25 protein-coding genes are annotated in these 19,758 nt (G+C 65.4%); 12 read left to right on the top strand and 13 right to left on the bottom strand.

Going from position 1 to position 19,758, the window contains the following annotated elements; translation table 11 throughout:
- Window positions 1-95: 95 nt before the first annotated feature.
- From IAG41_RS13945 to IAG41_RS13925, 5 genes are all read right to left on the bottom strand, one after another.
- Window positions 96-917 carry an energy transducer TonB gene (locus IAG41_RS13945; protein ID WP_187729273.1) on the bottom strand — a complete coding sequence of 274 codons (822 nt, stop codon included), beginning with the start codon at window positions 915-917 and terminating at the stop codon, window positions 96-98.
- A 91-nt stretch (window positions 918-1,008) separates the two neighbouring features.
- The gene (locus IAG41_RS13940; protein ID WP_187729272.1) at window positions 1,009-1,686 is read right to left on the bottom strand and encodes a class I SAM-dependent methyltransferase; all 678 of its coding nucleotides are present in this window, start codon (window positions 1,684-1,686) and stop codon (window positions 1,009-1,011) included.
- The gene (locus IAG41_RS13935; protein WP_187729271.1) at window positions 1,683-2,462 is read right to left on the bottom strand and encodes a class I SAM-dependent methyltransferase; all 780 of its coding nucleotides are present in this window, start codon (window positions 2,460-2,462) and stop codon (window positions 1,683-1,685) included. Before IAG41_RS13935 ends, IAG41_RS13940 begins: the two co-directional genes overlap by 4 nt.
- Window positions 2,463-3,854 (bottom strand): B12-binding domain-containing radical SAM protein, encoded by a 1,392-nt coding sequence (locus IAG41_RS13930; protein WP_187729270.1) that lies wholly within the window; start codon window positions 3,852-3,854, stop codon window positions 2,463-2,465.
- A 383-nt stretch (window positions 3,855-4,237) separates the two neighbouring features.
- Entirely contained in the window at window positions 4,238-4,774 is a 537-nt protein-coding gene (locus IAG41_RS13925; protein WP_187729269.1) for a hypothetical protein, read from the bottom strand.
- 323 nt (window positions 4,775-5,097) lie between these two features.
- Between IAG41_RS13925 and uvrA the strand changes: the two genes are divergently transcribed.
- Window positions 5,098-8,052 carry an excinuclease ABC subunit UvrA gene (gene uvrA / locus IAG41_RS13920; RefSeq protein ID WP_187729268.1) on the top strand — a complete coding sequence of 985 codons (2,955 nt, stop codon included), beginning with the start codon at window positions 5,098-5,100 and terminating at the stop codon, window positions 8,050-8,052.
- 527 nt (window positions 8,053-8,579) lie between these two features.
- Here the strand turns inward: uvrA and IAG41_RS13915 are convergent.
- Window positions 8,580-9,248: an AAA family ATPase gene (locus IAG41_RS13915; protein ID WP_187729267.1), complete on the bottom strand. Its 669-nt coding sequence runs from the start codon at window positions 9,246-9,248 to the stop codon at window positions 8,580-8,582.
- A 94-nt stretch (window positions 9,249-9,342) separates the two neighbouring features.
- Between IAG41_RS13915 and IAG41_RS13910 the strand changes: the two genes are divergently transcribed.
- From IAG41_RS13910 to IAG41_RS13895, 4 genes are all read left to right on the top strand, one after another.
- On the top strand, window positions 9,343-9,729 hold the full coding sequence (locus tag IAG41_RS13910; protein ID WP_187729266.1) for a hypothetical protein: 387 nt from the start codon (window positions 9,343-9,345) through the stop codon (window positions 9,727-9,729).
- Between the two features lie 123 nt (window positions 9,730-9,852).
- Window positions 9,853-10,551 carry a hypothetical protein gene (locus IAG41_RS13905; protein ID WP_187729265.1) on the top strand — a complete coding sequence of 233 codons (699 nt, stop codon included), beginning with the start codon at window positions 9,853-9,855 and terminating at the stop codon, window positions 10,549-10,551.
- A 178-nt stretch (window positions 10,552-10,729) separates the two neighbouring features.
- Entirely contained in the window at window positions 10,730-11,140 is a 411-nt protein-coding gene (locus IAG41_RS13900; RefSeq protein WP_187729264.1) for a DUF3597 domain-containing protein, read from the top strand.
- Window positions 11,141-11,459: 319 nt separating this feature from the next.
- On the top strand, window positions 11,460-11,633 hold the full coding sequence (locus IAG41_RS13895; RefSeq protein ID WP_187729263.1) for a hypothetical protein: 174 nt from the start codon (window positions 11,460-11,462) through the stop codon (window positions 11,631-11,633).
- A 14-nt stretch (window positions 11,634-11,647) separates the two neighbouring features.
- Here the strand turns inward: IAG41_RS13895 and IAG41_RS13890 are convergent, their stop codons facing one another.
- Entirely contained in the window at window positions 11,648-12,214 is a 567-nt protein-coding gene (locus IAG41_RS13890) for a hypothetical protein (RefSeq protein ID WP_187729262.1), read from the bottom strand.
- Window positions 12,215-12,440: 226 nt separating this feature from the next.
- Between IAG41_RS13890 and IAG41_RS13885 the strand changes: the two genes are divergently transcribed.
- The 6 genes from IAG41_RS13885 (at window position 12,441) to IAG41_RS13860 (ending at window position 14,952) form a co-directional block, all read left to right on the top strand.
- On the top strand, window positions 12,441-12,653 hold the full coding sequence (locus IAG41_RS13885) for a cold-shock protein (RefSeq protein WP_187729261.1): 213 nt from the start codon (window positions 12,441-12,443) through the stop codon (window positions 12,651-12,653).
- A gap of 85 nt (window positions 12,654-12,738) precedes the next feature.
- The gene (locus IAG41_RS13880) at window positions 12,739-12,927 is read left to right on the top strand and encodes a hypothetical protein (RefSeq protein WP_187729260.1); all 189 of its coding nucleotides are present in this window, start codon (window positions 12,739-12,741) and stop codon (window positions 12,925-12,927) included.
- A gap of 129 nt (window positions 12,928-13,056) precedes the next feature.
- Window positions 13,057-13,542 (top strand): MarR family transcriptional regulator, encoded by a 486-nt coding sequence (locus IAG41_RS13875; protein WP_187729259.1) that lies wholly within the window; start codon window positions 13,057-13,059, stop codon window positions 13,540-13,542.
- Between the two features lie 66 nt (window positions 13,543-13,608).
- A complete protein-coding gene (locus IAG41_RS13870; protein ID WP_187729258.1) occupies window positions 13,609-13,938 on the top strand; it encodes a hypothetical protein in 330 nt (109 codons plus the stop codon).
- Between the two features lie 59 nt (window positions 13,939-13,997).
- Window positions 13,998-14,408: a glycine zipper 2TM domain-containing protein gene (locus IAG41_RS13865; protein WP_187729257.1), complete on the top strand. Its 411-nt coding sequence runs from the start codon at window positions 13,998-14,000 to the stop codon at window positions 14,406-14,408.
- 115 nt (window positions 14,409-14,523) lie between these two features.
- Window positions 14,524-14,952: an OsmC family protein gene (locus IAG41_RS13860; protein WP_187729256.1), complete on the top strand. Its 429-nt coding sequence runs from the start codon at window positions 14,524-14,526 to the stop codon at window positions 14,950-14,952.
- A gap of 34 nt (window positions 14,953-14,986) precedes the next feature.
- On the opposite strand, the gene IAG41_RS13855 is transcribed toward IAG41_RS13860, so the two are convergent.
- The gene (locus IAG41_RS13855) at window positions 14,987-15,388 is read right to left on the bottom strand and encodes a low affinity iron permease family protein (protein WP_187729673.1); all 402 of its coding nucleotides are present in this window, start codon (window positions 15,386-15,388) and stop codon (window positions 14,987-14,989) included.
- A gap of 61 nt (window positions 15,389-15,449) precedes the next feature.
- Here IAG41_RS13855 and IAG41_RS13850 point away from each other — a divergent pair, with 61 nt between their 5' ends.
- Entirely contained in the window at window positions 15,450-16,568 is a 1,119-nt protein-coding gene (locus tag IAG41_RS13850) for a DUF3089 domain-containing protein (RefSeq protein ID WP_187729255.1), read from the top strand.
- 1 nt (window position 16,569) lies between these two features.
- On the opposite strand, the gene IAG41_RS13845 is transcribed toward IAG41_RS13850, so the two are convergent.
- Genes IAG41_RS13845 through IAG41_RS13825 form a run of 5 tightly spaced genes read right to left on the bottom strand, consistent with a single transcriptional unit; the run spans window position 16,570 to window position 19,680 of the window.
- A complete protein-coding gene (locus IAG41_RS13845) occupies window positions 16,570-17,202 on the bottom strand; it encodes a TMEM175 family protein (protein WP_187729254.1) in 633 nt (210 codons plus the stop codon).
- Window positions 17,203-17,244: 42 nt separating this feature from the next.
- Window positions 17,245-17,808 carry a hypothetical protein gene (locus tag IAG41_RS13840; RefSeq protein WP_187729253.1) on the bottom strand — a complete coding sequence of 188 codons (564 nt, stop codon included), beginning with the start codon at window positions 17,806-17,808 and terminating at the stop codon, window positions 17,245-17,247.
- A 40-nt stretch (window positions 17,809-17,848) separates the two neighbouring features.
- Window positions 17,849-18,025 carry a hypothetical protein gene (locus IAG41_RS13835; RefSeq protein ID WP_187729252.1) on the bottom strand — a complete coding sequence of 59 codons (177 nt, stop codon included), beginning with the start codon at window positions 18,023-18,025 and terminating at the stop codon, window positions 17,849-17,851.
- Between the two features lie 59 nt (window positions 18,026-18,084).
- A complete protein-coding gene (locus tag IAG41_RS13830) occupies window positions 18,085-19,269 on the bottom strand; it encodes a glycosyltransferase (RefSeq protein ID WP_187729251.1) in 1,185 nt (394 codons plus the stop codon).
- A 57-nt stretch (window positions 19,270-19,326) separates the two neighbouring features.
- On the bottom strand, window positions 19,327-19,680 hold the full coding sequence (locus IAG41_RS13825; protein WP_187729250.1) for a glycine zipper 2TM domain-containing protein: 354 nt from the start codon (window positions 19,678-19,680) through the stop codon (window positions 19,327-19,329).
- Window positions 19,681-19,758 lie beyond the last annotated feature (78 nt).

Genomic DNA, 19,758 nt, shown 5'->3' with positions numbered 1-19,758 from the left:
CCGGTTCACGATAGGCCGGACCGGCGATCGCCCGTATCGGACGATCGTATTAGGCTGCACATATGTGCGGCGGCGTCCGGCAAGCCAGCCGAAGCCTAGGGTATCTCGAAGCGGAAGCTGCTCGCGAAGATCGATTTGACCGGCTTGCCGTCGGTACCGAGTCCGGGATTGAACCGCGCGCGCTTGGTCAACAGGAAGCAGGCGCGGTGGTCCAGATCGGCCGAGCCGCTGGTCTGCGTCACCGTGCAGGTCTCGACCAGTCCGTTGGTGCCCACCAGCAGCCGGAACCCCACTTCGCCGCCGTCGCTTCGACGCATGGCCTCGGTCGGGTAATCGTCGTTCGTCACCCAGGTCCGGGGCTCGACGCTCGGCTCGGGCGGCTTGACGATCGTTCCCGGCTCGATGCCCCAGCTCTTCATCAGCAGCGACTCGCACTGGTCGAGCGTCTTGCGTGCTCGGTCGAGCCCGGGGACCGAAAGCTCGAATGCCGGTTGATCCTCCAAGCGGAACGCGATCGCCTGGGCGCCATCCAGCGGCGCCAGTTCCTCGCGCTTGAGCCGGATCTGGGTGATCCGCCGGGTCTTGTCGGCGTCGAGCACGGTCTCGAAGTCATGAGACAGCTTGGCGCCGGTCGTCGCATTCACCAGCGTCGCGCCGCCGCGTCGCTCGCGCTTGGCGAGATCCTGCGTCACCAGGATCAGCCGCGTGCCGCTCCCGCCGGTCAGCGGGCGGATCGCAAGCGATACCGTGCCGCCCGGACCGAAGCTGCGCGAGAGCAGGCACCCGCCATCGCTGGAGGAGACCGCCCATTTGCCCGCGGGCGCGAGCGGCGCGGTGTCCGCTTGCTGCGCCGCCGCGGGCATGCCCAGCCCGGCCATGGACAATAGGAAGGTGCTGCGCCAAGTCCCCGAATGCATTGGATGTCCCCTCAGGGCCAATCTATCCGGCGCCGCCCGACGCGGTCAATCGACGACCGCTCCGGAACAGCTGCTTCGATCCGCGCCCGCCTCAGCCCTCCTTCGTGAACGCCAGCGCGAGCACGAACGGCAGGCCGAGCTGTGCCTCGTACCACGCCAGCTTGCCCGCCCGCTCGTAGCTGGGGCGAACCTGCGGACCGACGCGCGCCTCTCGGACCTGGTCGCAGCGAAGGCCGGCCTGTGTCGCCGCGTACCGGTGGATCGCGACGTTGTGGAGATAATGCTCGACCTCGTGCACCTCGCCGTCGTGGCGAAACGTCCTGCGAAAGTCGGCGAGATGGGCATCGGGATGGAAGTCGCTGACGATCACCCGTCCGCCCGGCCTGCAGACACGGGAGAGTTCGGCATAGACGGCCTCGCATTCGGGCACATGGCCGATGGCGAGGCGGCACCAGACGACGTCGAAGGCGCGATCCGCGACCGGCAACGCACGGAGATCGCCGACAAGGGTCGGGATGGTGTCGGGCAGTCCGGCCGCCCGTCCGGCCGCGAGCATCTCGGGAGAGAGATCGATCCCGATCGCGGTAGCCGCGCCGCAATCGCGCAAGCGCCGCCCCGTGCCGCAGCCGGCATCGAGCAGATCGAGGCCGGCGAGCGGCGGCGTCATGTCCGCGACCAGTTCGTCGTCGAGCAAGGTGACGACGGTCTCCTCGGCATAGCTGGGCGCCCAGAGCCGATAGGCTTCGCGCGCGGCCAGTGGCGCGCTCATGGCTTTCGCTCCAGCTCGATCAGGTAATGATCCGCCAGCGACGGCAGCGGAGGGAAGGTCTCGACACGACGTTCCCAGCGGTCCAGCGTCGCCAGGACGCGCGGGTGACGCATGGCCCAGGCTTCGGCGTAGGACGGCGGGACGAGCGCACCGATCGCCGCGACGCGCCGTTCCGCGAAGTACGGAGCGAACGCCCGCCGCACTGCGCCGATCGACGGGTAGCGGATCGTCAGCCCGCGCCAGCGGGTGCCGCCGCGGCGCAGCCGGCGCAGCGCCTTGCGCGGCTGTCCATGGGCCAAATACCAGCCCCACTCCCACGGCACCGCGGGCCCCATCACGCACAACAGCGCCGGCGCGCCGGTGCGCAACATTTCCGCCAGCCCGCGCGCCACGGCGGGCAGGTCGTCCACGCAGTTCAGGCCGCCGAAATTCGAGATCGCCCCATCGAACCAGCGGGGTGCGGAGAGCGGAAGCTCCTCGATCGCGACCCGCGCCAGGTCGACCATTCCCGTCAGCCCCGCGCGCTCGACCCGCGCGCGCGCCACATCGAGCATGGTCTCCGAGATATCGGTGGCGAGCACATGCACCCCGCGCCCGCCCAGATGGATCGCGTCCTCGCCGGTGCCGCAGTTCAGCTCCAGGATCCTTTCGCCGGGCTGGAATGCCGCGTCGAACCGTCGCCAGACCGCCGCGCGCAAGTGCCGGCCGATGGCGCTCGTGGTGAACGTGCGGTCATAGTCGACTGCCATGCCGTCGAAGGGCGTCGCCTGGTCCATCTACGCCTCGACCTCGTGCGAGGTCGCGAGCAGCGACTGGCGCGCGCGTACCGCCTCCGCGCGGCGCACCGCCGCTTCGGCGGGATCTTGCTGCGCGAGCCGGAACGCCGCCATCTCGCTGTTCAGCCAGGTGTCGGCGTGCTTGTAATAGGTGCGCGAGTGCCGGTCCCTGATCACGAAGTCGCGATCCGTAGCGGCGCTCCACTCCTTCGTCAGGATCGTCTTGTCCGCAACCCGCTCGAAATAGGGCGTGTTCTTGATCGGGTAGGCGACGGTCGTCAGGAAGATGTCGGGGCTCCATTTCTTGAGCTGCTCGATGGTCGCCTCGATGTCCTCCAACTCCTCGCCATCATATCCCCACATCAGGAACATGCCGACCTGGATGCCGTGGCGCTGCGCCGCCTTGGTCGCCCATTCGACCTGCTCGACGGTCACGCCGCGCTGCATCGAATCGAGGATGCGCTGGCTGCCGCTCTCGGCGCCGATCCAGATGCGGTAGCACCCCATCTCCGCCAGCGTCGCGAGCACGTCCTCCTTCATCATCCGGTCGGCGCGCGAGATCGTCTCGAACGGCAGCTTGAGGTCGCGGCGCTTGAGCTCGGCCGCATAGCCGTAAAGCCAGCGATGGTTGATCGTGAAGACGTCGTCGGAATACCAGACCTGGTCGGGCCGATAGATCTCGCGGATATGCTGCAGCTCATCGGCGCAGTCGACGAAGCTGCGGCGGCGATAAGAGTAGCCGAACACCGCGTGCGAGCACCATTTGCACTTGTAGGGGCAGCCGCGGGCGGTGATCATGTTGACGCTGCCCATGCCGTGGTGGGTGCGCCATGCTTCGACATATTTGGGCAGGTCGATCCGCTCGCGGTCCGGCCATGGCAGGCTGTCGAGATCGGCGATCTGTGGGCGCGGCATGTTGACGACCAGCTGCCCGGCCTCATCACGGAAGGTCGTGCCGGCGATGCCGTGCAGCCGGTGCGTTCCCTTGCTCGCCAGCTCGGACAGCAGCTCGGCGAGCGTCTCCTCGCCCTCGCCGACCACGACGACATCCGCGCCGTGCGCGATATATTGCTCGGCGTGGTTGGCGCTCTCCGGCCCGCCCAGCAGCACGGTCCAGCCGTGGCGCTTGGCCTCGGCGATGATCGCGAGCACGTTTCCGCGCGTGATGAGGTTGGTGTAGAGTCCCAGCACGCCGCCTGGCTCACTGGCGAGGCGTCCAAACAGCCCCGGCTTGCTGCCCCAGGTGCTGTCATAGATCTCGACGTCGAAGCCGGCGCGGCGGAGATAGCCCGAGATATAGAGCAGCCCGAGCGGCGGGTAGGGCTTCATGATCTGCCGCTCTTTCTCGTCTTCCTCGAGAAAGTAGCCGTGCGCCAGGAGAATATCCGGCACCTCAGGCGCCCGGTTCGACGGAGGCCGCCGCAGCGAGCGGGTGCAGCAATGCCATCACCGCCGGCCCGGCCCGGTCCGATTGGCCGTTGCGCCGCGGGAGGAAGGCCCGGCGCGGGAAGGACGAATGCGCATGCAGAATCAGGGGCACCCTTTTCATTGTCCGGTTAGTGCCGGCCTCCGGGGCCCCGGTTCAAAGCGAACGCCAATTTGCGCTGGGCGGAAGGCGTTGAACCCTCTCGCGCGCGGCGCCTGTCGCGCGGACGGGACTAGGCGCGCTCCTTGCGATCCCTACCTTCGCAGACTGACCGTGGGCGACTTGACGGATCAAGCAGTGGCGGTGCTGTTGCCGGGCCTGCGCAACGCGCCGGTCGGCGCCCTACCTCTCAGCCGCGCTCCAATTCCGCATATAGCGCCATCCAGCGCGGCTCGATCGCGCCCAGCCTTGCCTGGTCCGCGGGCGTGATCGGGTGCTCCACCCCCGGCTCGCCATAGCCGTTCAGGATCGCCGCGCGCGCGCGCGCCAGTTCGACATATTCCGCCGCCACGGCGCTGCCCGCCTCCGCGCCCAACAGGTTCGGCCGGTAGCGCCCAGGATCGAACACCGCCTGCGGATCGCTCAAGAACAGAATCCGCGTCTGGCCATAGAGCATCGGCGTTACGTCGAGCAGCTTCCTCTCGGGGCTGCGCCAGATGCCATGATGCTCGGCCTCGAAATAGCGGCCCGGCCAGCGCCAGATCGCCCAGCCATAGGCGATCGATCCGCCCGCGCGCGCCACCTGCGCCGCCGCATTGTCGAAGCAATAAGCGATCCCCGCGCCCTCGCCGGGCACCACGTCGACATATTCGGGCATCCCCGGCGCGATGGTCGCGCAGAATGCCAGCACCGCCTCGTCGATTTCGGCTGGCGTATCCGTACCCATATCGAAACTATTTCCCGCTGAAATGAAATACGTGGGCGCCGAAACAGATCGCGCGCCCCAACGGTTGCAACCCCGCAGCCCGCCGAGCCGGAACCGCCCTAAATTCGGACGATAGCAGCCGGCGGAGCGCAGGTCGCTGGGGAATCCGGGGGCGGAATCGCCGTGAGGACCTTCAGGCAGCATGAAATCATTGGGCCGGGGAAGCGTGGTTGTCCGCGCCGACCTCTGCAACACCTTCCGAATGGCAGCAACTGGCAGGAGTGTTCGCCCGTTCCTATCTCTAGCTCTGGAATCCAATTCAGAACAAAGCTAGAACCACCGGCATGGCACTTACCACCATTTCCGTCCGCGGCGCGCGTGAGCACAACCTCAAGGGGGTCGATATCGACATTCCGCGTGACACCCTGACGGTGATCACCGGCCTGTCCGGCTCAGGCAAATCCTCGCTCGCCTTCGACACCATCTATGCCGAGGGTCAGCGCCGCTATGTCGAGTCGCTCTCGGCCTATGCCCGCCAGTTCCTCGAGCTGATGCAGAAGCCTGACGTCGATCATATCGACGGCCTCTCGCCCGCCATCTCGATCGAGCAGAAGACGACTTCGCGCAATCCGCGCTCTACGGTCGCCACCGTCACCGAGATCTACGATTATATGCGCCTGCTCTGGGCGCGTGTCGGCATTCCCTATTCGCCCGCCACCGGCCTGCCGATCAGCGCGCAGACCGTGTCGCAGATGGTCGACCGCGTCCTCGCGCTGCCCCAGGGCACGCGCCTGCTCCTCCTCGCTCCCGTCGTGCGCGGCCGCAAGGGCGAGTACCGGAAAGAGCTCGCCGAGTGGCAGAAGGCCGGTTTCCAGCGCGTCCGCATCGACGGCGAGACCTATCTGATCGAGGACGCCCCGGCGCTCGACAAGAAGTACAAGCATGACATCGAAGTGGTGGTCGACCGCCTCGTCGTCGGCGGCGACATCGCCACGCGGCTGGCCGAAAGCTTCGAGACCGCGCTCAAGCTCGCCGAGGGCCTGGCCTATATCGACCTGGTCGACACGACGGTCGCCGAGTTGGCCGCGGACCGCGTCAACGAGGCGCGCCAGGAGTTCGTCGCCGAGGGCGGCGCGATGAAGGGCGCCGGCCTGCCCGAGAACCGCATCGTCTTCTCCGAAAAGTTCGCCTGCCCGGTCAGCGGCTTCACCATCGCAGAGATCGAACCCCGCCTGTTCAGCTTCAACGCCCCCCAGGGCGCCTGCCCGGCCTGCGACGGGCTGGGCGAGAAGCTCGTGTTCGACGAGGATCTCGTCGTCCCCAACCACGATCTCACGATCAAGAAGGGGGCTATAGTCCCCTGGGCCAAGTCCAACCCGCCCTCGCCTTATTACATGCAGGTCCTCGGCAGCCTCGCACGCGAGCTCGGCTTCAGCCTCGAGACCGCCTGGAAGGACCTCCCCGAGGAGATCCACTACGCGATTCTCCACGGCACCCGCGGCAAGCCCGTCACCCTCACCTTCGTCGACGGCCGCAAGTCGTACGACGTCCGCAAACCGTTCGAGGGCGTGATCGGCAATCTCAACCGCCGCATGCTCCAGACGGAGTCCGCCTGGATGCGCGAGGAGCTCTCCAAGTACCAGGCGTCGCACCCCTGCGAGGTCTGCCACGGCGCCCGCCTCAAGCCCGAGGCGCTGGCGGTCAAGATCGCCGGCGAGAACATCTCCCACGCCACCCATCTCTCGGTGGTCGACGCGCTCGCCTGGTTCACCGCCCTTCCCGACCAGCTTACCGGCCAGCAGCGCGAGATCGCCGAGCGCATCCTCAAGGAGATCCTCGAGCGGCTCGGCTTCCTCAACAATGTCGGGCTCGACTATCTCAACCTCGACCGCACCTCGGGCACGCTCTCGGGCGGCGAGAGCCAGCGCATCCGCCTCGCCTCGCAGATCGGCTCGGGCCTGTCGGGCGTGCTCTACGTCCTCGACGAGCCCAGCATCGGCCTCCACCAGCGCGACAACGAGATGCTGCTGAAGACGCTCCGCCGTCTCCGCGATCTCGGCAACACCGTCCTCGTCGTCGAGCATGACGAGGATGCGATCCGCACCGCCGATTATGTCATCGACATGGGCCCCGGCGCCGGCGTCCATGGCGGCGAAATCGTCGCCCAGGGCACGCTCGACCAGGTCCTCAGCACCCCCGGCAGCATCACCGCCGACTATCTCAACGGCACGCGCGAGGTCCCCGTGCCGGCCAAGCGCCGCAAGGGCACCGGCAAGAAGCTCACCGTCCACAATGCCACCGCCAACAACCTCCGCGGCGTCACCGCCAGCATCCCGCTCGGCACCTTCACCTGCATCACCGGCGTCTCGGGCTCGGGCAAGTCGAGCTTCACGATCGACACGCTCTATGCCGCCGCCGCGCGCCAGCTCAACGGCGCCCGCATCCTCGCCGGCAAGCATGACAGCATCACGGGCCTGCAATATCTCGACAAGGTGATCGACATCGATCAGTCGCCGATCGGCCGCACCCCGCGCTCGAACCCCGCGACCTATACCGGCGCCTTCACCCAGATCCGCGACTGGTTCGCCGGCCTGCCCGAGAGCCAGGCGCGCGGCTACAAGCCCGGCCGCTTCAGCTTCAACGTCAAGGGCGGCCGCTGCGAGGCGTGCACCGGCGACGGCCTGCTCAAGATCGAGATGCACTTCCTCCCCGACGTCTACGTCACCTGCGACGTCTGCCACGGCCAGCGCTACAATCGCGAGACCTTGGAGGTGAAGTTCAAGGGCCGCAGCATCGCCGACGTGCTCGACATGACGGTCGAGGACGCGCACGAATTCTTCAAGGCCGTCCCCCCGATCCGCGAGAAGATGGCGATGTTGGCGGAGGTCGGCCTAGGCTATGTCAAGGTCGGCCAGCAGGCGACGACGCTCTCGGGCGGCGAGGCCCAGCGCGTCAAGCTCGCCAAGGAGCTCGCCCGCCGCGCCACCGGCCAGACGCTCTACATCCTCGACGAGCCCACCACCGGCCTCCATTTCGAGGACGTCCGCAAGCTACTGGAAGTGCTCCACGCGCTGGTCGAGCAGGGCAATACCGTGGTGGTGATCGAGCATAATCTCGACGTCATCAAGACTGCCGACTGGATCCTCGACCTGGGCCCCGAGGGCGGCGTCAAGGGCGGCGAGATCGTCGCCGAGGGCACCCCCGAGCAGGTGGCGAAGGAGCCGCGGAGCTTCACGGGGCATTACCTTGCGCCGCTGCTGGAGAAGCGGAAGGTTCGGGAGAGCGTGGCGGCGGAGTAGCTAGGTACTACAAAGCCGATCCATCGCTTGCTTATGCTTTGGAACGACAGCTTCTATTAGCTCCAAAAGGCAACTTGCCGCATCATTCACCTGCGTTAATGTGTAAGCTGAGAAAGTGACAACGTCTCCGATACTCTCAAAATGTGACTCTAGATGCGCCAAGCGCTCCATGGCCTTAATGCGTGCGCCATCTAGGCCATCGTAATCTTTGATTATTTTATCTACTTTCGGCTCTAGACCGGAACCGCCTGGGTCTTTAAAATGCTAAAAATATATCTAGTACTTTGCGGATAGCGTTTGGCATTAAGTACGCAAATCTCTCGGAACTACTCTTATTATCCGCGGGAGATTTCACCAAGCTATAAAGGTAATGATATTCTGATTCGTGTCCGCGAATAAGTTTAGGCATCTTACAATTGTTGATGACCTGTCTCCATTTGAAGATATTGCAGTATTGATAAATAAGAACTCTGCCGCTCCTTTTTCATATTTTTTTGAAAGCCATTTCTTGATTTCTCGCATAAAATCTAAGTTGTGAGTGAGAATAAAAATCTGAATGGGATTTTGAAAAGCCTTCTGATTGTACCGACAACATGAGTCATCGCACGAGCATCCAAGCTCGAAATTGGATCATCTAAGACGACTATCGTATCATCGATATTTCTGCCTTCCGCTGCGAGCGAAGTCAGAAAATAACAAAAGGCAACTGCGGTCTTTTCTCCCTCACCTAGTGGTTTAATCGATTCTTGTTTGTTTCTGCAAACTTTATAACCATTCTCGACGGGTTCGAACGATATATGCGAATGACCCAAGTAGCCTTTTAAAAGCCGATTAAGTTCGGTCGCGGCTGGTCCATGCGTGCGCAATTGCGCGCGAACGTCAGTGATCTGTTCACGAATGCGTTGTAGACTGTTTTGAGACGAAACTAATGCATCCTTGTTTGTCGCCTCCAGAGCCACGGCCGACAAGTGACCACTTTGTTGATCAGTCAGGTAATGTCGCTTCAGTTTATCCCGAGCCGACGCTTGCTCCGATGCAAAGTTATCGATCGCCGCGTTATTTAGGTCGATTTGCGAATTTAGCGCATCTACGTGCGCTTCAAGGTTTCGATCCGCTGGGTCACCGCAAGAAAAAGTGACAGCGCATTGAAGTAAGTCAAGAAATTCCGGAAGCGCAACGAACACGCGTTTCCGCAAGCCTGGCTTCGCCTGCCTGCGCCCACCCCGCTTGACCCCACCCCACCCCCAGGCGCACTCTCTTCCCGCACCGCTATCGGGGGAGGGCCGTCTCATGCGTCGCCTCGTGCTTGCCGTGTTGCCTTGCGTATTGCTCGCTTCACCCGCCGCCGCCCAGTCGCAGACGGAGGCGCTGATCAATGGCCAGGAGCCCGCCGGAGCTTCCGACCAGCTCGTTTCCAACGCCACGCTCGAAGCCTTGAACCGCAACACCGAGGAAGCACTGCTCCGCGAGCTGGATTTGCGCACGCGCGCCGAGCTCGAGGCCGCCCGCCAGGAGCATCCGATGCCGGACAAGCGCGGCTGGTGGCAGCGGCTATGGGACGCGATCCATGATTTCGACGGACCCGCGCTCTGGAACCTGTTCGTCCAGCCGGTGCCGATGCTGTTCGTCCTCGCCGCGATCCTCCTGCTGATCTGGCGCACGCGCCGCCGCGGCTGATCCGCGTCGAGGAGACATAACCATATTGGCACATGATCCGTTCTATAATATTCCAATGTAGGAAATTATGCGATAGCTGGTCCGTCCACCCGCGCGCGCCGCGCGCTCATGAGGAGGACGAAGATGCCACGCGCATGGAGGGCCAGGACGCCCGAGGAATATAGGGCATATATGGAGCGGCAGGAGCGCATCGCCGCCTCCACCGATGCCGCGATCACCGCCTTTTGCGATGCGATCGACCGCGGCGAGGATGAAGAGGCCGCCGTGCGTGCGTTACGCGCCGCATCCGAGCGCACCTTCCCATCGCCGCGTGCCGCGCCGCCGGTCCTCGCTCCCGACGCGATGCCGCGCATCGCCGGAGAGGGCTGGACGGCGGAGAAGCAGCGCGGCTTCCTCGTCCATCTCGCGCAGACAGGCTGCGTCAGCCAGGCCTGTGACACGGTCGGCCTGTCGCGCCAGAGCGCCTATGTGCTCCGGCGCCGCGCACCCAATTCGGTGTTCGCGATCGGCTGGGACGTCGCGATCCACATGGCGCGCCAGGCTTTGCTCGACGAGGCGACCGAGCGCGCCTTTCAGGGGCGCGAGGTGCCGGTCTGGTATCATGGCGAACAGGTCGGCACGCGCATCGTCCACAACGATCGGCTGCTGATGTTCCTGATTGCCCAACGGCATGAGCCGCTCCACCCCGCGCTCGACGCGCGCGAGCTGACCCATCTCTTCCCGGCGATGCTCAAGATGGTCGATACGATCCTGCCCCCCGCGTTCAGCGCGGAGCGCATCGCCGAGCTGACCGGCGGCGAAAAACCCGATGACGATTGGTGAGAAGTTTTTTTCACATAGCAGGTGTCAACCGTGTCAACTGAAAGCCGCGTCATCCCCCTGCAACCCGCGGCGCGCACACTGGCCCCGCCAGGCGCACGGACGTGCCCGAACCCGTTGGCCCGTCCGCGCGTTTGCATGTGCAGCGGCGCACCCCGCGCCGCTTTTCGGGAGAGTCTCCATGGGCATTTTCAGCAGCATCCGTGACGCGATCTTCGGCCATCCCAAGGCCGCCGCCCCCGCCCCCCAGGCAGCGCCGCAGCCCGTGCCGGCCGCAGCCGCCGCCGCTCCCCAGCCCGCGCCCCAGCCCCAGCCCACCGCGCCTGCCCAGCCGGTCGATGTCGAGGCGGTGCTCACCGCGATCGTCGCGGAGAAGGGCAATCCCGATCTCAACTGGCAGACCTCGATCGTCGACCTGATGAAGCTGCTCGGGCTCGATTCCAGCCTCGACAACCGCAAGGAACTCGCCACCGAGCTTGGCTATACCGGCGAGAAGGACGGCAGCGCGGAGATGAACATCTGGCTGCACAAGGCGGTGATGGCCGAGCTCGAGAAGAATGGCGGCAAGGTCCCGGCGAGCATGAAGGACTGATGCACCTTTCCCTTCTTCCTCGTCACCCGGACGCGGTCCGGGGTCCACGGCGCGTCATGGCGATGCGCCCGGAGCCTCTTGCCCAGCGCGGGCGGCACGGTGGATCCCGGACCAGGTCCGGGGTGACGGGAAGAGGGCCCACTCTTGCAACCCGCGACCTACACCCCATATTAACCACCAGGCGCTATCCGCCATATCGGCCGTTCCCTCGGGACCTTGGCGCCTTTCAGCCCTTCCAAAGAAGCACAAGCCGCGCCCCTGGCGCGCCTTTCGTGCATCCCACAGGGCTCTTCAACCAGAACAGAAACAGGAAATAGAATTGAATTTTTTCGACAAGATCCACGAAACGCAGATCACCCGTAAGGCCCGTCAGCCCCGCGCGAACCAGCGCCCCGTGCCGCTCCACCGCCGGCTTTTCCCGGTGGAATTCTGGTCGGCAGGCATGTCTCAGCAAGACATCGCCCGCGCCGCGGTCCGCGAAGTGCTCGGCTGATCTGCTGAGCTGAACTAGGCCGGCAGGTGCATCACCAGGTCGGCCGCATATTCGAGTATCGCCAGGGCCAGCACCAATGTGGTGGCCCGCGTACCCCGCACGAACGCTATGGCGAGCAGCAGTGCGAAATAGAGTGCCAGCATCCAGGCCTCGGTCGAAGCGACCGGCCAGCTGCCGGGCACGAAGCGCATCGTCGCCGCGACGCTCAGTGCGTTGCAGGCGAAGATGCTGAACAGGATGCGGCGCTTGTGCGCGAGCATCCAGCCATTGCCGTCCGCCCAGCCGTCCGAATCCTCGGGCTCGGGCCAGAGCTGGGTGGCGGCGAAGAAATAGAGTCCGGTGATCAGCATACCGAGCGCGATCGCCGGCGTGGTCACCGGCACCACCGCCCGGGCGGTCCAGGCCGAGGCCCAGAAGGTGGCGATGTCGTAGAGCAGGAACAGGCCGAGCATCGGGCTCAGCCAGCCGATCCTCTTGGGGCCGGGGCGCTTGATGCCCCTGCCGAAGCCGCGGAGGATCTCGACGATGGCCAGTCCCAGCACGACGCTGAAAGTGCCGAAAACGAACTCGAAACCGGTCATTGCCGCCCCCCGCTGCCGGTCCGGACCCTCCATGCCGGCAACCGGCCGGTCAAGGCCGCCACGGCGTCCAATTTGCTATTTCGGCCACAATCGCCCATATGCGGTGCCGCTACAGTCGCAAATTGAACGGTCACTGGCGCTTTGCGGCTCCTCTTTCCTTCTATTCGCCCCTCGCAGCACGAGGGCTCCCGACGCTCGGGGTCCCGATCATAGAAGGAAGGCTCGCATGAGCATCACCGGTACCGTAAAATTCTTCAATGCCGACAAGGGCTATGGCTTCATCGCTCCCGACACCGGCGGCCAGGACGCGTTCGTCCACATCACTGCGGTCGAGCGCGCCGGCATGGCGACCCTCAACCAGAACCAGCGCGTCTCGTACGAGCTCGAGCAGGACAAGCGCGGCAAGACCAGCGCCGTCAATCTGCAGGCTGTCGACTAAGCTACCTTAGGCGTCACCGATCGGCTGCCCTCCGCTCCCGCTTTGCGCAGAGTGGGGGGCGCCACTTCCCCCAGGAGACCGCCACATGGCCCAGGCCCCCAATTTCCGCGCCAACGCCGCCCAGTGCCGCGCCGACGCCAATGCCGCCACTCTCGCCAATGTCCGTGACCGGTGCCTCCGCGCCGAAGCCGCCTGGCTCGACATGGCCGAGCGCCAGGAACGCGTCGAAACCGCCCGTGCGGTACGCGAAAACCGCGAACCCGCCGTGGCGTAAGCTCCCCCCGGTGCGCATCATACTCTAGTTTATACTGTAGTAGTACGTAGCCTGCCTCTTCTTGCAATGTAGGAAGCGGGGGCCCAACTGCGCTCAAGTCCCCTGTGTTAACCATATGAGTATGAGTCGATGGGCGAGGAAGTCGCTCTAACTCCCGATCAAATCTCGAGATTACGAGAACTTGTAGAGACGACAGCCGATCGCCTGGGTACCACCCCCGATGCTGCCATCGCCTTTGTCGAGACTGCCGCAACCGATGTCGGAGGCAATAAGACGCCTCACACGCTTGCCCAGTTTGCCGCGCGCTGGCGTGCGCTCCGCATGCGCCGCAACGAGGCTCTCGGCATTCCCGTGTTCCGCGATCCCGCCTGGGACATGCTTCTCGATCTGCTGGTGGCGTCCGAGGAAGGGCGCCGCGTCTCGGTCACCAGCCTGTGCCACGCCTCGGGCGTGCCGACCACCACGGCGCTGCGCCATGTCGAGCGGCTCGACGAACTCGGGCTGATCGACCGCACCGCGGATCCGTCCGACAAGCGCCGCTTCTGGGTCACCGCCCGCCCCGATACGCTGAGACGCGTCCGCGAACTGGTAGCACGGCTTCGCGCGGTGATTTGAGCGGAACACGCCGGGTGTCCGCCCGTTTGAGGCCACGAAACCCCTGACCTCGAACGGAAAACCACCATGGTCACCACCGCCAAGTCGAAGAAACCAAGCACGCCGGCCCGTCGTCGCGCGGCGCCTACCGCCAAGCCCCAACCATCGACGGCGTCGCGGGTCCTCAACGCCTTCTCGATCGGCGCGCTTGCCGTCGCGGCCGGCGCCGTCCTGTACGAGGGTTTCCGCCGCTTCACTCGCCCGGGCGACGCCGAGCATCCGGCACCCGATCTCGCGCTCGAGGCACCCCGCCTCGGCAGCGATGGCGAGCGCGCGCCCGTGGATTTCCGCCCCGATCCCACCGCGTCCGTGCCGGCAAGCGAGCGCGATGCCTTCCGCCCCGCCTTGGTGCCCTGAAGCAACCTTTCTCCGTTCCCAAGCATTGCTCCGTAATCAACAGGGAATGGGAGAGAAGAATGCGCCTTTTCGCAGTCGGCCTCGTCGCCGTGGCAAGCCTCGTCTCGGGTTGCACCGACACTTACGGCACGGAATCGGCCAGCTATTCGGGCTATCGCCAGTATGACTATAACCGGCCAGATCCGTCCTATGGCGGCTATTATGCCGACCGTTATTATCGCGAGGATGGACGCCGCTATCGCGAACGGCGCCTGGCCCGCAACGACCGGGTCTATCGCGGCCAGGACGGCCGCTATTATTGCCGCCGTTCGGACGGCACGACCGGGCTGATCGTCGGCGGCGTCGCAGGCGGCCTGCTCGGCAATCTGATCGCCCCGGGTGGATCCGAGACGCTCGGCACCCTGCTCGGTGCCGCGGCCGGTGCTGCGGTCGGTTCATCGGTGGAGAAGAACGAGGCCCGCTGCCGCTGACCTGGAGCGCGGCGGCGGAGCGTTCCGCCGCCGCGCCAGCTACCCGATGGTATGACTTCGCGGCACCGCCAGGCTGCGCTAGACGCGGGCGCTCAACCCCCGGAGGAGCAAGCCGATGACCACGCGCACCGCAACCGCCCGCTACGAAGGCTTCGGCAAGGAAGGCAAAGGCCAGATCAGCTCAGCCTCCGGCGTGCTAGACGCGACGCCCTACAGCTTCAACACCCGCTTCGGGGACGAGAAGGGCACCAACCCCGAGGAACTAGTCGCCGCTGCACATGCCGGCTGCTTCACCATGGCGCTGAGCTTCGCGCTCGCCCGCGCCGGCTTCAACGAGGGCAGCCTCGAGACCACGGCTGCGGTAAAGCTGGATTCCGATGGCGAGGGCGGCTTCAGCATCACCCGCTCGGATCTCACGCTCAAGGCCAATGTCCCTGGCATCTCCGAGGAACAGTTCGAAGCACTGGCCAAGGGCGCCGAGGCCAACTGCCCGGTCTCCAAGCTGCTCAAGGCCGAGATCACGCTGACCTTCGAGCTCGCCTGAACGATCGCGGCGGGGGCCGTACAGATGGCCCCCGCTAGCGCCGGCCGATGAGCCGCGCGACAGCTTCGTGTCGGCCAGGATCGTCCCGACCGCAATCCCTTTCAAGCTGGTTCCGAATCCCGACCAGCTCCATCTCGCCGAGATGCTCGATGCCGATGAACTCGTTGCGGGCAAGGTCGATCGAACGGATCACCTCGTCGAGCTTTGCCTGGATCGCCGCCGCGTCGCGGTTTTGAGCGTTCTGGATCAGGAACACCATCAGGAAGGTCACGATCGTCGTGCCGGTGTTGATGACCAGCTGCCAGGTATCGGACCATTTGAAGATCGGGCCACTGAGCCCCCACAGGACAATGATCAGAAACGCGATGGCGAAAGCCGGTGGCCTGCCCGCCCAACCGGCGACCGCCTGCGCTAGACGTTCGAACAGACGTCCCATCCCCAATCTCCCCTTTTGCCGAACGGTTTGCTCGTTAGGGTAGCATATAAGGAGATGGACCATGCTCGCTCTTGTTGCGCTCACGCTCGCCACGACTTCGCCGGACTATCGCGACCAAGCCAATTGGCTCTGCCGACCCGATCGCGAGGATGCCTGCACGCAGGAACTTACCACCACGGTGATCGCCGCCAACGGCACGCGGACCGTCGAGAAGTTCGTGCGGGCCAAGAATCCCAAGTTTGACTGTTTCTACGTCTATCCCACCATCTCGCTCGACCAGACCCCAAACAGCGATATGATCGCCGGACCCGAGGAGCGCAGCGTCGTCAAGTTCCAAGCCGAGCGCTTCGCCTCGCAGTGTCGCGTCTTCGCGCCGATCTACCGTCAGGTGACGCTCACCGCACTCCGCCAGCTGATGAGCGGCCAGGCGCCCGCGATCGACCGCGACCTGGCCTATGTCGACGTGAAGGCTGCGTGGGACGATTATCTGGCGCACGACAATCACGGCCGCGGCGTCGTGCTGATCGGGCATAGCCAGGGTTCGTTGATCCTCACCCAGCTCGTCGGCCGCGAGATCGACGGCAAGCCCGTTGCCGATCGCCTGATCTCGGCGATGCTGATTGGCAGCAGCGTGCCCGTGCCGATCGGCAAGGATGTGGGCGGTGTGTTCCAGTCGACACCGCTCTGCCGCAGCGCCCAACAGACCGGCTGCGTGGTCACCTATGCCAGCTTCCGCGCAGATTCGCCGCCACCACCCGACACGCGCTTCGGCAAGGGCGACCGGCCCGGCGTCGAGGCCGGATGCACCAATCCGGCCGCGCTCGGCGGCGGCAAGGCCGTGACCGCGCCCTATCTCGCCGCGGCCGGTACGATCCTGGGCGGCGGCGATGCGCCGCGCTGGACCGCCGACACCGCCCCCGTCACCACGCCGTTCGTGCGCCCGCCCGGGCTGCTCTCCGCGCAGTGCGTCAATGCGAACGGGTTCAACTATTTCGCGGTCACCGTGAACGCCGATCCGGCCGATCCGCGCGCCGATCAGATCGGCGGCGACGTGAAGATCGGCGATGTCGTGCTCAAGCAATGGGGCCTGCACTTGATCGACATGAACCTGGCGCAGGGCGACCTGGTCGCGCTCGCCGCCAGTCAGGCCAAGGCGTGGCGCGCCAGGCACGCGCATTAGATCAACGTGGCGGCGCGATCCTGTTGAGCGCCAGCCGCCACAGCGGGATCGTCGCCAGCGCCATCTGGCCCGCAAAGGGCTGGATCAGGCTGACCACGAACGCACTGCCCGCGCCAAGCAGCACCGCCAGCCCGCGCTGACGGATCATGCCGCGGTGCTGCGAACTTATCCTCTCGCCTACCACCGGCGGCGCGGTAGCGATGCGCTGCACCCAGATGTTGAGCACAGCGATCACCGTCATCCAGCCGGTATAGAAGGCAACCGGCACGCGCTGCCCGTAATATTCGGACGAGAAGGCCGTAAAGAACGGCATCGCCGCGATAGCGCTCAACATGAAGAGGTTGGGCATGATCAGCCTGGGCGACCAGTGCCGCGCGCAATCGAAGGCGCGGTGATGGCCCGCCCAGAAGGCGCCGATCACAAAGAAGGAAATGAAGAAGCTGACGAAATCGGGCGTCAGCCGCGCCAGCGCCGAAAGATAGTCCAAGTCGCTGGCCGGCTGGTGGACCTCCGGCACGTGGATCTCGATGATCAACAGCGTGATCGCAATCGCGAACACGGCGTCGGAAAAGAAGATCAGCCGCTCAAGCGCGTGCCCCGGCCCATGCGCTTCCGGCGCGTGCGTGCTTTCCATCTTTTCCCCCTCGATGCCGCCGGGGCGCAGGCTAGCAGAGGATCAGGCGCTCGTCTTGGGGGCTCGTGGTGCGCGCGGCTTTGCGGTCGCGGCGGTAGGCTTGCGCTTCGCCGCGGGCTTCACGGCGGTTGCAGGCTTTGCCGCAGCGGCTGGCTTGGCCGCGGCGGCGGGCTTAGCCGTAGCGGCCGGCTTGCGCTTCACTAAGGGCTTGGCGGCAACGGTCGACTTTGTCGCAACAGGCTTGCCGGTTGCCGCGGCGGCAGCCGGCTTGCGTACGCGCTTTACCACAGGCTTGGCAGCAGCAGCCGCACCATCAGGGGCAGACTTCACCGCCACGCTGGGCTTGTCGTCCGCCTTGGCGGCCGCGGGCTTCGCTTCGGGTTCGTTCTTGAGCTTGGCGGCCAGCGCGACCAGACCCGCGGCGAGCAGATCGGCGACTATCGGATGCTTGGCCAGGTCGCTCAGCTTGCGCCGCACTTCCTTTGGCAGCTTAATGCCCGCGATGCTTTTCGGAAGCAGCGATCCCTCCGCGCCGTCCTTCTTTTCTTTCTTGCCGGCCATTTGATTTTCTCCACACTTTGTCACGCCAGTGTCATGGAGGATCACCCCTCCTGTCAACGCGTGATGCGAAGATGGGCGCAAGGCCTTAATGTAGGGTCTCTTCGGGCTCTTCGCTTTCGAATTCGATTACCAGTTCGCCGCTCTCGAGCCTTTCGCGAATATTGTCCCGATCTGTCGGGCGCCTCGTGCCGGTGCGGCCGGACGCGGCATCGGCGCCGCGGCCGATGATCGACTCGTCCTTGTCGGTTTTCCGGCTCGTCATGCTCAATCTCCTGCGCCACCCCAAGACCGAACGGGTGGAAGGGACACAGCGTTCCATTGTTACGCCGGTGTATCTTCGCGCGCGGACACCAGCCGCTGGAGGAAACCGTGCAGTCGCATGCTGTTGGCAGCCCAGGTGAAGGGCTCGGCCGCGGTCCGGACGTCCGTCGGCGCGGGCGGATCGGCAAGAAGCGCACCGATTGCATTGCGGAATGCCTCGGGCGTGCGCGGGATAATGCGGCCAGCCGCTTGGCTGGTCACTACCTGGCGCGCGCCGCCGATATCGGGGATCACCACCGGCGTTCCGCTCGCCAGCGCTTCTAGCCAGGCATTGGCCAACCCTTCGGATGAGGACGCCAGCGCCATCGCGTCGGCGGCGGCGAGCATCTTCGGCACATCGTCATGCGGCACCGGGCCCAGCAGCCGGACGCGGTCTCCGAGTCCCAGGGCCGCGATCTGCGCGGTGAGGTGTGCACGCTCCGGGCCCTCCCCAGCAATCCACAGATGGACTTCCGGCATCTTCGCCACTGCGTCGATGACGATGTCATGCCCCTTGAGCGGGATCAGCGCGCCGACCGACAGGACCAGCGGCCCCGAGACGCCAAGCGCCGCCTTGGCCTCTGCCCGGTCGCGCGGCGCGAAGCGCGCTAGGTCGACGCCGGTGACGATGCATTCGATCCGTTCGCCGGGCATGCCCAGCGCGATCATGTCGTCGCGCAGCGGCAGCGAGACCGAGAGCAGACCGTCCGCCGCTTGCCCCGCCGCGACGATCTGGCGGGCGATGCCGGGCTTCCTGGTCCATTGGTGGATGTCCGATCCCCGCGCCTTGATCGACACCGGCACGCCAAAGCGCCGCCCGAGCGCGACCGCGGCGACGCCATCGGGAAAGAAGAATTCGGCGCTGATCACGTCGAACGGGAAATCGCGCCGGATGCGCTCGAGTAGCGGCGTCAGCGCCCGCGCCAGCATCGCGCCGTGGAAGCGCCCGCCGGTGCCGGGAAGATTGAGGAATTTGGGCCGGTCGACCCGCACCCCCTTCCACTGCTCATGGTCGGGAAGCGCGTTCAGCGCAGCATAACGGGGATGCGCGCTCAGCGGCCAGGGCGGCACGCCCAGCGGTGCGACAATGCGCAGCTCAACATCGTCGCGCGTCGCCAGTGACAGCGTCTGGCGTTCGACGAAGATGCCGAAATTGGGGCGCGACGCGTCGGGAAACAGCGTCGAGAGGATCAGCACGCGAAGCATCGCGGGCGCTTATAGCGCGCGCTGGTTAATGCTCCGCGTGCCTTGACCCGACAGGCGTTAGCGGCAGCGACGATTGCTGCTGCTGCGATCAATCTCGCGGCCCGCGAGCGCGCCGGCGACGCCGCCGAGCACGGTGCCCGCGGTGCGGTCACCGCGAGTATCGATCGTGCGGCCGAGCAGCGCGCCGCCGACTGCGCCGACCAGCAGGCCGGTGGTGCCATCGGGCTTGCGGCAATAGGTGCGGCCGTCACGACCGCGCCACTCACGATACGCGTAACGCTTCTTGTGATAGCCGCGGTGCTGGTCCGCCTTGAATTCATAGGACTTGGCCTGGGCCGTCGTGGTCGGCAGGACCATGGCGGCGGGGGCCGCCAGCGACATCGCGCCGAGCGCGAGCATCAGTTTACGCATGTTTTCACTCCCATTTTTTACTTCATTGAATTGCTACCGGCACCGTAACGTCCCGTCGATAGAGCAGGTTGCATGAAC

Origin of the sequence: Sphingomonas sp. JC676 (genome assembly GCF_014489075.1) — a bacterium.
In the GTDB taxonomy this organism is placed as follows: domain Bacteria; phylum Pseudomonadota; class Alphaproteobacteria; order Sphingomonadales; family Sphingomonadaceae; genus Sphingomonas.
Note: the sequence above shows the minus strand (reverse complement) of the source record. Positions and strands in the feature narration are given on the sequence as shown.